This window comes from Coprobacter fastidiosus (assembly GCF_982245605.1).
In genome coordinates, this window is the sequence record NZ_CEVCIF010000004.1 from 1 (window position 1) to 14,013 (window position 14,013).

Below are 14,013 nucleotides of genomic sequence, written 5' to 3' on the forward strand. Positions count from 1 at the left end.
CGACTCATAAATCTACCCTTAATCGTGTATTGGATGATAGTTGCGGATTTTAGGAATTATAAAACATTAACTATATTATCCTACTCATTACCGAATACATGTCTGAAAATGTCCGGGATATATAATTTCTTATCGAAAAAATTAGAAACTATCCGATTTTACACAGATCATATTAGAGAGAAATTCACATGAATAGTCAGTTTTCCTCTTAAGAAAGAGACTGCAACGATACTGACATCGTTATAGAACAGAAGAAAACGCAAAAAATATCCTGAAATCCAGACCGGGACTTACACTTTCCCAAATACGACAAAAGATATTTAGCAATCGAAATAAACCTATTTATTCTGATCTTGTAGTAAAAGCGGTCGGATGTATAAAATACAGATTATTGAATCAGGATAAAATAAAAAACTCCAATTCTATTAAGAATCAGAGCTTTTTATTTCGCGGTGCGGACGGGACTCGAACCCGCGACCCCATGCGTGACAGGCATGTATTCTAACCAGCTGAACTACCGCACCATTTTTATCATAAGGAACTCTCCTGTTCCCTTTTGCGTTTGCAAAGATAGACACTTTTTTTTATTCTGCAATAGTTTAATGAAAATTTTTACCTTCATAATTCCTTTAATAAAGCGACAATTCTATAGTTCAACTCATAACCGATAAGTTTACAGAAGCTTAGAGGCGTCTAAAATTTTCAACAAAAAGATTTATTAAGAAATACTCAGCCTTAATTTCATAATAACAAGAGACCTTTTACCCTGTCTCTTCGGTCGCAACGAATATCTTCGACATCGGAGCAAACGAGAATAAATCAGAAGGCTTTTCGGCAGATCGATAAAAATAGCTATTTTTGCAATCGAAAATCAGATTCTTAATAAAGATGCTACTTGACATTGCCCTGCAAAAAAAACATTTGAGCCATTTTATTTTTCCGAAGATTTCCGAAACCGCAGACGAGATGAACCTCCCTTGCTATGTTATCGGAGGATATGTTCGTGATATTTTTCTGGAAAGGGATTCGAAAGATATCGATATCGTTACCGTAGGAAGCGGTATCGAATTGGCAACGACTTTCGCCGAGAAATTGGGAAAGTCGGCTCGACTATCGGTATTTAAAAACTTCGGTACGGCACAAGTCAAGTACAAAGATATCGAAGTAGAATTTGTCGGAGCTCGCCGTGAATCTTATACCCACGATTCACGTAAACCGATCGTAGAGGACGGTACTCTTTGCGATGATCAAAACCGTAGGGATTTCACAATAAACGCATTAGCGATTTGCTTGAATAAAGAACATTTCGGAGAGTTGATCGATCCGTTCAATGGAATGGAAGATCTGAAAGCAGGCATTATCCGCACGCCTTTAGATCCGGATATTACATTCAGTGACGATCCGTTACGCATGATGCGGGCCATACGATTCGCCACCCAATTAGAATTCTCTATCGAAAAAGAAACTTTCGCTGCAATAGAGCGAAACCGTAAACGTATAGAGATCATTTCAAAAGAACGAATCATCGATGAGCTAAATAAGATCGTAACATCTTCAAAACCCTCTACGGGTTTTATATTACTGGACAAATCGAAACTATTGCCCTTAATTTTCCCCGAGCTGAATGCGCTCAAAGGAATAGAAACCATCGACGGTCGGGGACATAAAGATAATTTCTATCACACACTGACCGTTCTGGACAATGTTGCAAAGAAAAGTAATAATTTATGGCTACGCTGGGCCGCCATATTACATGATATTGCCAAACCGGTAACAAAACGGTACGACAAAAAATCAGGATGGACTTTTCATAACCATAATTTTATCGGTTACAAAATGATTCCGGGTATTTTCCGACGTATGAAACTGCCATTGAACGACAAAATGAAATTTGTCCAGAAAATGGTCGACTTGCACATGCGTCCTATCGTATTGGCCGAAGAAGAAGTTACCGATTCTGCCGTTCGGCGTCTATTATTCGACGCCGGTAACGATATAGAGGAGCTCATGACCCTTTGTGAAGCGGATATTACATCTAAAAATCAAGAAAAAGTAAAAAAATTCTTAGACAATTTCACACTGGTACGAGGTAAACTGAAAGAGATAGAGGAAAAAGATCGAATAAGAAATATGCAGCCCCCGATCAGCGGTGAAGAGATCATGGATATTTTCGGATTGACACCTTGCCGGGAGGTCGGAGATATAAAAAGCGCCATCAAAGACGCTATTCTCGATGGTATTATCCCGAACGAAAGGGATGCCGCTTTTCGCTTCATGCTCGACTTTGCCGCTTCCAAAGGTCTGAAACCAACAAAATAGAACACCCTGAAATCATTATTTTATCCGCCACAAGCTCATGACCTTTCGATATATTGCACGGCAATTAAAAAACGATACGGCCAATAAAAGAGCGCACCCGATAAAGACAGTCGGCAAAAACGATCCCGGCTCATATCCGGGCCACATACGGGAAAGCAAGTCGGTATAATATCCCCTACTTCCCCAAACGGCAAGTAACGAAAAAAGAAAAACCGACAAATTCAGCATTATCGTAAGCATCCTATAAGGACGGGATATTTGTGCAGGAGTATAACCGATCAATAACAGGTTTTGCAATTTCCGTGTATTCTTCTGCAACAGCAAATAAATGCTCAGCATCAAAATAAAAAATGACAATGCCGTAATCAACAGACCGATTGCAATGACCAGCCCCGTGACGATCTTGAGAAAATAAGTAGCTTTTCCGGCATCTAGATTTCCGCCTTCGGTTTCATAACCCTTCTTTTGTAAAAAAGTCACAATTCGCTCGTCAGACGGATTACCGACTTCCACTATCAAGCGAGAAGGATCTTTCACTTCTCTGTTTCCGAACTCTCCATTTGCCCATTGCATAAATCTGTCCGGCACTAAAATCGTATTAAGTCGATTGGAAAAACCAACGATGTTCCCTTTAAAAGATCTGCTTTTTCCATTCCCCGAAATATGAATATCCACATTGACCAAACCCAACACCCCTTCGGAAAGTTGCGGAAGATTCCGAGATTGGGCAAATCCGAAATTATATAAATTCAAATAATTACGAGGAAGGATTATCGGAAGAAAATCAGACCGCTCATCAAAACGCCAATCGGCAGATTTTACATCAATATAGGCATCGGGAACTGACTCGAAAAACATCTGTGTACTCATCCCCATGCCTCCGGCCATCGAGACTCCCGCAGATACATTAAAATGTCCCGGAGTAAAAGCTCCGACATTTTTCACAAAAGGCTGGTTCTTAATTTCGTCAACATCTTCCGAAGTGAAGCCCGAACTCTTTTTTACAAGAGAACCCAACGTACTGACCCGCTTGGACAAGATCATATACTCTTTTTTCATAAGACCGTCTTCTTGTGAAAAAAGAGGCTTCACATCTTGATAAAACTGAATGCTGAGAAGTACAATGAACATTCCTAAAAGGTTTGCCAAAAAGAATCCTACAAATTGGACTATGCTCAGATGCCGTCTCAAGAGTTTCCACACCATAATTTCAAAACCATTTTTTAATTATATACTCATGCAGCCGCAACGCCCTCTATAACCTCAGTACCTTATCATACCTTATATCCAAATGTTTGCCGATGGATGTCACAATTACACCGGCCTCCCGATTCTCTGCCTCTTTCAATAAAATAGAAGAGAGAATGTGACCGTTCTCCTCATCTAAATGACTGATCGGCTCATCCAAAAAAATAAAGTCGAACGGTTGGCACAACGCTCGGATAAAAGCAACCCGTTGCTGCTGTCCGAAAGACATCTTTCCGACCAAAGAATTTTTCTTATCGGCTATTCCGAGCTGCTCGAAAAAGGTTTCTATCTCCTTATCATTTTTATAACCGGTAAGATTATTCTTTATCATGACATTCTCCCAAGCCGTCAATTCAGGGAAAAGTCGAAGCTCTTGAAAAAGAAGGCTTAACGAATGACAGCGAAGATCGATCCACCGGGAAACGGACAACTGTTTTATATCTTGATCGTCAAAATAAATCTGCCCGGAATAATCGTCCCGGTAACCGTACAAATAGCTGCAAAACGAAGACTTTCCCGTGCCCGAAGCAGCCTCTATCAGATAAACCTGACCTCTCTCTAATGTTACGTCTTTTTTCCAGACGTCCGAATCAAGAACATCCCCACTCTCCGAAAAGACATGGGGAAGTACTTGTTTTAAAATAATTCTTTCCATAAGAAAATACGACTACCTCTCTTGTGAAGCCATAACCGTTATCCAGTCAAGAATAGCAGCAAAAGCATTCTTACTGTCATCAGACAAGAATATTTCAATATTGCCATTCGTTCCGTTGCCTGAACCGCTCAAATAAGTAAAAGGACATTGTTCAAATAACGAAACATACTGTCTTGAAGAATAAGAGCCCATAACCATCGGCATAAGGTTAGCGATTCCTTCTTTCATATTAATAACAAGGCTATAAAACTGTTTATCAAAAGCCGAAGCATAAGGAGTATTTGCCAAAGACTCCGGCATACCGTTGCTAATATTCTCGAACACTTGCGTACTGTTCGTAATGAAAAAATTCTTCTTATTTTCCAACCCGAAATATAACGATGCTTCTCCCATACTCAGTTTATAACGGTTTTTCCCGATCTCTTTTACTCCCAATATACCCAAATTACGTTTTATCAACTCTACGGCATAATCATCATTTACTTGGGCAAAAACAGCCACATCCGGTATTGCAGTCCCCATAAATCCGGATGCGTTTCCGGACAAACCGATCACAGATAATAACAGATCTCCATCGATAGAACTTATTATTTTTTTTGTATCTTCACTCTGAATTGCATTCATCTGTGTCTGGGTGAGCCCGGGCAATGCCGAAAGAAACTTATACAACTTTTGCCCATCCAAATTCATGCCGACAGCATAAAGAGCATTTGCCGGAATTTGTTTCAAGAACTTACCGGACTGCTTTCCTCCCATCTTAAAAATTTCTTCCAGTTTCTTCATCGAATCTTTATCATCAGAACGCAATCCGGATGTTATTTTGATTTTGCCTTTTTGGAAATCACAATACCCGATCGAGTAAAGTGATCCCAACAAAATCCCATCCGGCAAATAAGCGCTATATACCGAACGGAAAAATACCGGCAGAGCCCCCATGCGATACCAATAATTAACGTCTTTTCGTTCCTTCAAAAAAGCAGAAAATTCTCCATTCGACAGAAGACTGTTCTCTTTCTTTTGCGTAAACCATCCGGCCGCCGTTTTACTCTCCAAAATACCTGTCGCATCCTGTCCTATTAACAACAACACTCGGTTTTTGTCAAAAAGACATTTGGCTCTCTGACCGATAAGAGAACTTTCTACATTGTCCTCCTTCGATATCGGAGTCGCAACACCTTCAGCCTCCATAGCCTTCATAACTTCCCTCCATTTATCGACATCGGAAATCTTGGCTAAAATACAAAGTACAGGATTTGTCTCTCCGGCAGCAAAACAGACCCAATTATCCGTAAAAGAAAGTCCTGAGATTTCCGGATCTTCTTGTATCTTTTTCCAAAGTTTCACAGTTCCTTCACCCATACCGCTGCTAAAAGCGTTAAAAAGAGATGCGTTTTTTTCTGACTTTATCCAATCGGCAACATCTCCTTTTTCCGATAAAGACTTCATATCAAATGTCATGACAAAAGCGGCATCCGAAGGAATAGTCTGCATATATTCCGATTTTTCACTACATGAGAACAAAAATAAAAAAGTACACAATAGTGCGCACAAGCCTGTAAAAGAGATCCGATTTTTCATATTTTTATTTTTTTAGTCTTATAACATTCAATCCCGTTTTCAAGTTCTCTAAAATCTCGATAGCCTTAGAATCCGTCCAGATTTTCCGATAAGAAAACACTATCAAGTTATTTTTGCGTTTCCTTCCATGACTGTTTTCTCCCTTTCGCTCGTCTGATAATCCGTCATCATCTTCATAAAAACAACAGAACACCCCTGAAAGAAACATTCATACCAGACCTGAGCAAAATTCAAGCCGACCCTTATTGCAAAGGTAGTATTTCCTCATCGAAATGCAATCTTTTAGCATAATAAATAAATATTGAAAAATATTACAAACAGAACTTATCGGAAATATCCGTTTCGATTAATAAAATGCAAAAAACAAAATATTTCTCTTTAAAAATTTAATCATTATTGTATATTTGCAATAATATATCAGATTTAATGCTATGATGAACAGATTTTTAACATTCGCATGTCTATGCTTGTTTTCTACACAAGGTTTCTCCGGGACTTACTGTAATGCAATACCTGAATATCTGTCGGTCGGACAAGAATATTCCACCCGACCAACGGAGTGTACACAAAGCAATCGACCATCTGCAATTTGTGATGTCACGTTAAAACGAGCCGCTACTTTGGTCGGAAGGGGCTCTTCCGAAGCGATATTGTCTTTCAACGTCAGAACTACCGATACAGAAAATCCGCACCGGCTAAAAGGCATAAATATCGATCTCAAAGGATCTACGAACATAACAGATATTACTACACTAAAAATTTACAGTCAAAATACAGACGACCGGTTTAAACCGGAGACGGCAACGTTATGCGCCTCTGTTACCGACATTTCATCCGATAATATTCATATCGCATTTGACAAACCGCTCTCTTCGGGTAACAATTATTTCTATATCGTAGCTTCGGTAAGAAACAATGCTTATGAAGGAAACCGCATAAACATCAGATTATTGTCTTTAGAATCGACTATCGGATTTTGTACGCTATCGCAAAATGAAGCCGGAGGAACAACAGAAATCATTCTGGAACGTAAACTGCTTTTCGCTCCCGGAGATGAAGGTTCGAAATACTATCGTATTCCCGCTTTAGCGACAGCTGCAGACGGCTCTTTGATCATGGTCGCAGACAAAAGATGGACGCAATTGAACGACTTGCCCTCACATATAGACATTGTTGCCAAACGCAGTGAGGATAAAGGAAAAACCTGGTCGGCCACATCGATTGTAGCCGGAGCTGATGATGACTCAAAGGGATATGGAGATCCGCTATTGATCGTAGATAAGAAAACGGGAGATATTCTGTGTATCTATGCCTTCGGACAAGGATTATGGCAATCTACCGCATCCGATCCTATCCGTATAGGGTTGTCACGCAGCAAAGATAACGGGAAGACATGGACTCCTACCGAAGATATTACCTCGCAAATATACGGCGCGGAATGTAAAGACCCTATACGCCGTAACTGGCACGGAGCTTTTGCCGCTTCCGGACGAGGCCTACAACTGAAAGACGGACGCTTGATGTTCGTCCTTGCCGTACGAACTCCTGACACACGGCCATGGGGCGGCAATTTATCAAATTATGCATGCTACTCCGATGATGGCGGCAAAACATGGGCCGTATCAGAAAATGCAGCCACATCTACCGGAGACGAGGCCAAACTGGTAGAGCTGAACAACGGTAATATAATGATGAGCATTCGCAGTCCTAAAAACCGCACGTTCAGTATTTCGACAAACCGGGGGGTCAATTGGTCGGAAGCTTCGAAAAACACCGATTTAAAAGAGCCTGCATGTAACGGAGACATACTTAACTATGCATCGATTCTCGGGTTAAGAAACAAATCCTGTATTCTGCATTCTCTCCCCAATGACACAACAATACGACAAAACGTATCTATAGCTGTCAGTTATGATGAAGGATCGACCTGGCCTATAAAGAAAACGATATGTCCGGGCTATTCTGCTTATTCTACAATGACCGTATTACCGGACGGAACGATCGGCATTGTCGTCGAGGAAGGCAAATGGGACAAAAATCTACCGGGAGAAGACGGATTCAGCCTGTATTTTATGCGGTTCTCATTAGATTGGATCACGAACGGCACTGACAGATATACTCTACCCCGATATTCTACCTATTATTATCAACGTGCGTCTTTATTCGACATATTGCCAATCACGTCCAAAGACATCGTTTTTTTAGGAAACAGCATCACAAACGGCTGCGAATGGCATGAACTTCTTAAAAACAAAAATGTCAAAAACAGGGGAATAAGCGGAGACGTCATTAGCGGCATAAATGATCGCATAGACGAAATTCTGAAAGGGAAGCCATCCAAAATATTTTTAATGGCAGGCATAAACGATATTTCTAAAGGTCACAGCATCACAGAAATTACCGGGAATATCGACAAATTAGTAAAAAAGATCAAAAAAGTTTCTCCCAAAACGAAATTATATTTACAAAGTCTACTGCCTGTAAACGACTATTTCGGGAAATTCGAGGAACATACATCCCGCTGGCAAATGGTTGTCCCGATCAATGAAGAACTGAAAAAAATCGCAAAGGAAAATAAACTGACCTATGTCGACGTTTACTCCCTTTTTGCCAACTCTTCAGGTAAAATGAATATCCAATATACCAATGACGGACTACATTTATTAGGGACGGCTTATGTCATGTGGCGCGATCTTATAAAACCTTATGTAGAAGAGTAAGAGTCTGTTTAAATTTTCTAAATAAAACCGGAAATGAATATTACGAGATTTGTTTCCGTTTTTTTATATTTATATCTCCCGAATATCAAGATTCCGGACAGAGGCTCTTTTTTCCGTCTCTACCCAAAGCGACCAGATAAAGCCCGACAAATGTCAACGCCCCATTTATCATCAGCATCTCATATCCCAGTTTATAACCATATAATTCTCTCAACAAGAAATCGAGACCGAAGCAAAGAGCCGGAGACAACAATGCGATGTAAGGTATCCATTTATCCCGAGGATTTCCGTGCATGAAAAGTCCATAAGAAAAAAGGCCGAGCAACGGTCCGTAAGTATAACCCGCTATCGTATAGATAGCATCGATAATACTTTTATCATTCACAGCCCTGATCACGCAAATAATAATGACAAAAAGCAACGAAATGAAAACATGCGCCCGTTTACGCCATAATACCGCTTTTGAAGCCGGATATCTCCCGACCTCGAGAATATCGACACAAAACGAGGTAGTGAGAGCCGTCAATGCCGAGTCGGCACTGGAAAAAGCAGCCGCAATAATTCCTATGCAGAAAAACAACAGCACCGGAAATCCTAAATATTGCGTAGCAAAAAACGGAAGCATTTCATCGCTCAGAGCAGGTATAGCTATTTGCTGCTGACCGGCAAACGTAATCAGCAAAATCCCCAAGACAAGAAACAAAAGATTTACCGGAAGAAAAGCGACTCCGTAAAAGTACATGTTTTTCTGAGAAGCCTTTAAGGTCCGTATAGAGAGATTTTTTTGCATCATATCCTGATCGAGCCCCGTCATAACAATCGTTATGAATATGCCGCTGAAAAATTGCTTAAAAAAATTCTGTTTTGTCTGCCAATCATCAAAAACAAATATTCGATCCATACCGCTGTTCCTGACCGTATTCACCACTCCGGAAAAATCGAGCTGCATCTTATCAGTTAACTGCCAAATTATCAACACTAAAGCTCCCAGTAAAAAAGCTGTTTGCAGAGCATCCGTCCAGACGATCGTCTTTATTCCGCTTCTGTGGGAATAGAGCCAAATAAGCGCAACGATCACAGTCGATGTAACGACAAAAGGCACATTCCATGCATCGAACACAAAACGCTGTAAAATAAGTACGACAATGTAAAGACGTGCAGCTGCACCTATGATTTTAGAAAGCAAGAAAAACGATGCCCCGGTTTTATAAGCATTTCGACCGAAACGCTTTTCAAGAAATGTATAAATAGACGTAAGATTAAGTTTATAATAGAGCGGCAACAATATCCTTGCAATAACGAGATATCCTACCGTAAACCCCAAAACGGTCTGCAAATAAGTCATGTCGATACTCAACGGCATACCGGGAACAGAAACAAACGTCACTCCGGAAATAGATGTACCGATCATTCCGAACGCAACCAAAAACCAAGGAGATTGTTTCCCTCCCAAAAAAAATGTATCATTATCGCTTTTACGCCCGGTCAAATGCGAAATAAGCATCAGAAAAGCAAAATAGACGACAATAATAAGTAAAATAATCGTACCGTTCATTCTTTCTCGTAATAAAGTACGAACTTGCCTGAAAATATAATTCCCAAATATCCGGTCAGAATCTTCGCTCTTATACCCAACCGAAAACGACTCTCAAAAAACGGCTATGTAAAATTGAGACAGGCTTTTAATTTTGTCTGAAATAATAAGTAATCGTCCCTCTCTCGGTAACCGCTCCCGGTTTTCTTTCAAAAACAGCTTTCCGCGCAGCCGCTTCGGCCCTTGCCCGTAACGTAAGATTGGCATATGCCGTCCCACGACTGCCGCTCGGCGTAGCCGCAGCCTGAGTTACTTTTCCCTGAGCATTGACATATATCGAAACAACGATTGTTCCCTCATCGTTACTGGCGTCATATTGAGGAATAGGCAATTCCCCTTTTAAACCTCGACCGCCCAAATCATAATCTCCGTAACCGGGAGAGCCGTGTTTAGCACCGGTAGTACTATTTCCGTTCGGGCTTCCTTCTGCTCCAGAACCCCTATCCGATGTTCCTCGATTAGATCCGGTATTCCCTTTACTGAAAGCATTGGCCACTTGATTTTTAATTCTATTATCCACCTCAGGCTTCGGTTGTGTTTTTTTCTCGGGCTCAGGCTGTTGCTTATCCTCTTTCTTTTTATCCGGGACAGCTACACTCTCCTCTATATCCTGTGTGATAGATTCTTCGGCCGCTTCATCCAGAATCTCGGCTTCCATCGCATCAGCAACGTTCTGCCCGCTCATTTCGGGTTGAAAAGTCCCGCTCGCCTCATCGATTGTTCCCAACTGAACCAAAACACCGCTTGCCTCATCCGGAATCTCCGGACGGGGAAAAGTAAAATAAAACAACATAAGAAATAACAGGAGATGGAATAACACCGTCCCCGCTATACCACATAATTTATTTTTCGTCTTGTCTTTCACAAATCATAATTTTCGGGACTACTCCTTTATAGGACGCGTAGCCAATACCATTCTCAATTTATTCTCTCCGGCAATATTCAACACCTTAACAACTTCTCTATAAGGTACGCTTTCATCAGCATAAAGAGCGACATACATATCCGGTTCTTTACTCAATGCACTCAGCAAATAAGGAGCTATTTCCTCCAACTGAACAGGATGTTCCGCTTCATTGCCGAAAGAGACATAATAATTGAGCTGTGCATCGATTGTCACCCTTGCCAAAGGTTTTGCGGCCGTTTGCTCTTTACTTTGCGGCAACAACACTTTTATCGCATTCGGAAAAACAAAAGTCGAAGTTACCATGAAAAAGATCAGTAACAGAAAAATCACATCGGTCATAGAAGCCATACTGAATGAGGCCTCTATTCTATTTCTTCGTTTCAGAGCCATACTTTCACCTCCAACTTAATCTGCAGGTTCATTCAGCAAATCCATAAATTCCATAGTTTTGGCTTCGAGCTGATTGACCACTCCATCTACACGGGCTACCAAATAATTATAAGCGAACAGAGCGATAATCCCCACGACCAAACCGGCAACAGTAGTAACCAACGCTTCATAAATACCTCCGGACAGGGTAGTTATATCGGCACTCGTTCCGGCAGATGCCATATTGTAAAAAGCTCTTACCATACCGGTCACCGTACCGAGAAATCCGAGCATCGGCGCTCCCGCCGCAGCCGTTGCCAACCAAGGAAAACCTTTCTCCAGCTTCGCAACTTCGAGATTACCGACATTCTCTATCGCTACCAGCACATCATTCATAGGCCGTCCCAATCGGGTAATTCCTTTTTCAATCAAGCGCGCATAAGGAGTATCGGTCTTTTTACAAAGATTCAAAGCCGCATCTACATCTCCTTCATGGATATAGTCTTTGATACGATCCATAAACGTACGGTCTTCCCGTGCCGCTTTACGGATAACTACAGCCCGTTCTATAAAGATATAAATTGCCAGAATGGACAATATCAGGAGCGGAATCATAATAACACCGCCTTTCAGCGACAAATCCCACATATTCAACTCAGCAACAGGAGCTGCAGTCGTCCCGGCAGAAACCGGCATTACCATATTAGCATCAGCTAAAAGAGAAAGCAACAAATTCATATAATTTTATTTTTCGGTTATCGATGTTATTTAAGACAATCTTTATATTGGCGAATAGTCTCCTGCAACCCCAGATAAAGGGCATCAGTGATAAGAGCATGCCCGATAGAAACTTCATCCAAAACAGGAATCTGCTCATGAAAATATCGCAAATTCTCAAGATTCAGATCATGTCCGGCATTGATACCCAAGCCCAATTTATGAGCCAATGCCGCAGCTTTGATAAAAGGAGCGACAGCTTTTTCACGATCCGAAGCATAAGCCGAAGCATACGGTTCGGTATATAATTCGATTCTGTCCGTCCCGGTTTTGGCGGCAAATTCTATCAATTCAGGATCGGTATCTACAAAGATCGATGTTCGGATGCCGACTTGATTAAATCGGTCTATTATCTCGCTTAAAAAATCGAAATGCGTACGTGTATCCCAACCGGCATTGGAAGTGATCGCATCCGGAGCATCGGGAACTAACGTCACCTGATTCGGTTTGACTTGCAACACCAAATTTATAAAAGGATCGGACGGATAACCCTCAATGTTGAATTCAGTTCTTAACTGAGGCCTGAGTTCATACACGTCAGAATAGCGGATATGTCGTTCATCCGGCCGAGGATGTACCGTGATTCCGTCAGCGCCAAAAACTTCACAGTCCAGCGCAACTTTCAAGACATTAGGCATATTACCACCTCTGGCATTACGCAACGTGGCAATCTTATTTACATTTACACTTAATTTGGTCATTTTTCCAAAATTAATTCTACTTATGATAAAAAGAACTTTTTTCGACCCGGTAAGACTGAAAAATATCTCCGAAGCCAAAAATTTTATGTACGTTTGCAAAAGAACTTTGTGCTGATGCAAAATTAATAGGTTTTACAGAAATCTAAAGAAAAACGTTAGCAAAAGATCAAAAAGCTCATAAAAAATGTAAATAACGATGAGAATAGCCATTTTCGGGAATTTATATCAAGCAGAAAAAAGCATACAGGCAAAGCATCTTTTCAACGCATTAAGCAAATATAATGCGGAAATTCTTATTTGTGAAGAGTTCTACCGCTTTCTGCATACTGTAATGAAAATAGAACCTCGATACAGCAAGCTGATTACAGACAATAATTTTTCGGCAGATATGGCTCTCAGCCTCGGCGGAGACGGAACATTCTTAAAAACTGCCGAACGGGTCGGTAACAAACACATCCCGATATTGGGAATCAATACCGGACGTCTCGGATTTCTTGCCGATGTAGCCGAAAATGAAATAGATGAAGCTGTAGCAGAACTGTTTAACGGCGATTACCGAATCGAAGAACGTTCTCTACTACAACTAAAAGCAGATGCTCTCCCCGTTAAGTTTTGGCCTTTTGCACTGAACGAAGCCGCCATTCTGAAAAGAGACAGTTCTTCAATGATCACCATCCGCACATATTTGAACGATGTATTTCTGAACACCTATCAAGCTGACGGGCTAATTGTTTCGACTCCTACCGGATCGACCGGATATTCATTGAGCGTAGGTGGCCCGATACTCGTTCCGCAAGCTCCGAACTTCGTAATAGCACCGGTTGCTCCCCACAGTTTGAATGTCCGTCCTTTGGTATTCAATGACCAAGATACGATCCGTATGCAAATCGAAAGCCGAAGTAACAACTTTTTGGTAAGTCTGGACGGACGTTCCGCCATGATGGGTACAAATCATGAATTAATTATTTGCAAAGCCCCTTTCACTACCCCTATCGTGAAACGAAACAATCACGTTTTTATCGATACCTTACGAGACAAACTCATGTGGGGAGCAGATAAACGATACAATATATAAATTGATCTATTTTTAATATTTTCACAGGAATATCGGTTTTATTTTCTTATTTTTGCAATCGAATATTAAA

General features: G+C 41.0%; 11 protein-coding genes, 1 tRNA gene and 1 pseudogene. 4 read left to right on the forward strand and 9 right to left on the reverse strand.

Annotated elements, in window-relative coordinates:
• Window positions 1-450 precede the first annotated feature (450 nt).
• Window positions 451-524 (reverse strand) — tRNA-Asp (locus AC0UMU_RS01740).
• A gap of 364 nt (window positions 525-888) precedes the next feature.
• On the opposite strand from AC0UMU_RS01740, the gene AC0UMU_RS01745 reads away from it, so the two are divergent.
• Entirely contained in the window at window positions 889-2,319 is a 1,431-nt protein-coding gene (locus AC0UMU_RS01745) for a CCA tRNA nucleotidyltransferase (RefSeq protein ID WP_022600840.1), read from the forward strand.
• 15 nt (window positions 2,320-2,334) lie between these two features.
• Here the strand turns inward: AC0UMU_RS01745 and AC0UMU_RS01750 are convergent, their stop codons facing one another.
• Genes AC0UMU_RS01750 through AC0UMU_RS01760 form a run of 3 tightly spaced genes read right to left on the reverse strand, consistent with a single transcriptional unit; the run spans window position 2,335 to window position 5,800 of the window.
• The gene (locus AC0UMU_RS01750) at window positions 2,335-3,525 is read right to left on the reverse strand and encodes an FtsX-like permease family protein (RefSeq protein WP_022391037.1); all 1,191 of its coding nucleotides are present in this window, start codon (window positions 3,523-3,525) and stop codon (window positions 2,335-2,337) included.
• A gap of 49 nt (window positions 3,526-3,574) precedes the next feature.
• The gene (locus AC0UMU_RS01755; protein ID WP_288640567.1) at window positions 3,575-4,222 is read right to left on the reverse strand and encodes an ATP-binding cassette domain-containing protein; all 648 of its coding nucleotides are present in this window, start codon (window positions 4,220-4,222) and stop codon (window positions 3,575-3,577) included.
• Between the two features lie 12 nt (window positions 4,223-4,234).
• On the reverse strand, window positions 4,235-5,800 hold the full coding sequence (locus AC0UMU_RS01760; protein ID WP_288640564.1) for a DUF4836 family protein: 1,566 nt from the start codon (window positions 5,798-5,800) through the stop codon (window positions 4,235-4,237).
• Between the two features lie 434 nt (window positions 5,801-6,234).
• Here AC0UMU_RS01760 and AC0UMU_RS01765 point away from each other — a divergent pair.
• Window positions 6,235-7,797 (forward strand): annotated as a pseudogene (locus AC0UMU_RS01765) (exo-alpha-sialidase); the annotation flags it as partial.
• A 75-nt stretch (window positions 7,798-7,872) separates the two neighbouring features.
• Window positions 7,873-8,520 (forward strand): GDSL-type esterase/lipase family protein, encoded by a 648-nt coding sequence (locus tag AC0UMU_RS01770; protein ID WP_333491140.1) that lies wholly within the window; start codon window positions 7,873-7,875, stop codon window positions 8,518-8,520.
• Between the two features lie 85 nt (window positions 8,521-8,605).
• Here the strand turns inward: AC0UMU_RS01770 and AC0UMU_RS01775 are convergent, their stop codons facing one another.
• The 5 genes from AC0UMU_RS01775 to AC0UMU_RS01795 form a co-directional block, all read right to left on the reverse strand.
• Window positions 8,606-10,075 carry a sodium:solute symporter gene (locus tag AC0UMU_RS01775; protein WP_288640559.1) on the reverse strand — a complete coding sequence of 490 codons (1,470 nt, stop codon included), beginning with the start codon at window positions 10,073-10,075 and terminating at the stop codon, window positions 8,606-8,608.
• 127 nt (window positions 10,076-10,202) lie between these two features.
• Window positions 10,203-10,979: a hypothetical protein gene (locus AC0UMU_RS01780; protein WP_288640557.1), complete on the reverse strand. Its 777-nt coding sequence runs from the start codon at window positions 10,977-10,979 to the stop codon at window positions 10,203-10,205.
• Between the two features lie 18 nt (window positions 10,980-10,997).
• Window positions 10,998-11,411 (reverse strand): ExbD/TolR family protein, encoded by a 414-nt coding sequence (locus AC0UMU_RS01785; RefSeq protein ID WP_009319017.1) that lies wholly within the window; start codon window positions 11,409-11,411, stop codon window positions 10,998-11,000.
• Between the two features lie 15 nt (window positions 11,412-11,426).
• Entirely contained in the window at window positions 11,427-12,128 is a 702-nt protein-coding gene (locus tag AC0UMU_RS01790; RefSeq protein ID WP_009319019.1) for a MotA/TolQ/ExbB proton channel family protein, read from the reverse strand.
• 26 nt (window positions 12,129-12,154) lie between these two features.
• Window positions 12,155-12,868 carry a pyridoxine 5'-phosphate synthase gene (locus AC0UMU_RS01795; RefSeq protein WP_288640554.1) on the reverse strand — a complete coding sequence of 238 codons (714 nt, stop codon included), beginning with the start codon at window positions 12,866-12,868 and terminating at the stop codon, window positions 12,155-12,157.
• A gap of 196 nt (window positions 12,869-13,064) precedes the next feature.
• On the opposite strand from AC0UMU_RS01795, the gene AC0UMU_RS01800 reads away from it, so the two are divergent.
• Complete coding sequence (locus AC0UMU_RS01800) at window positions 13,065-13,943, forward strand: NAD kinase (RefSeq protein WP_022600848.1); 879 nt, start codon at window positions 13,065-13,067, stop codon at window positions 13,941-13,943.
• Window positions 13,944-14,013: the final 70 nt, after the last annotated feature.

Coding starts and splice junctions, on each gene's coding strand:
- AC0UMU_RS01745 (WP_022600840.1), top strand. CDS start 889: ATGCTACTTGACATTGCCCTGCAAAAAAAACATTTGAGCCATTTTATT.
- AC0UMU_RS01750 (WP_022391037.1), bottom strand. CDS start 3,525: ATGGTGTGGAAACTCTTGAGACGGCATCTGAGCATAGTCCAATTTGTA.
- AC0UMU_RS01755 (WP_288640567.1), bottom strand. CDS start 4,222: ATGGAAAGAATTATTTTAAAACAAGTACTTCCCCATGTCTTTTCGGAG.
- AC0UMU_RS01760 (WP_288640564.1), bottom strand. CDS start 5,800: ATGAAAAATCGGATCTCTTTTACAGGCTTGTGCGCACTATTGTGTACT.
- AC0UMU_RS01770 (WP_333491140.1), top strand. CDS start 7,873: ATGCGGTTCTCATTAGATTGGATCACGAACGGCACTGACAGATATACT.
- AC0UMU_RS01775 (WP_288640559.1), bottom strand. CDS start 10,075: ATGAACGGTACGATTATTTTACTTATTATTGTCGTCTATTTTGCTTTT.
- AC0UMU_RS01785 (WP_009319017.1), bottom strand. CDS start 11,411: ATGGCTCTGAAACGAAGAAATAGAATAGAGGCCTCATTCAGTATGGCT.
- AC0UMU_RS01790 (WP_009319019.1), bottom strand. CDS start 12,128: ATGAATTTGTTGCTTTCTCTTTTAGCTGATGCTAATATGGTAATGCCG.
- AC0UMU_RS01795 (WP_288640554.1), bottom strand. CDS start 12,868: ATGACCAAATTAAGTGTAAATGTAAATAAGATTGCCACGTTGCGTAAT.
- AC0UMU_RS01800 (WP_022600848.1), top strand. CDS start 13,065: ATGAGAATAGCCATTTTCGGGAATTTATATCAAGCAGAAAAAAGCATA.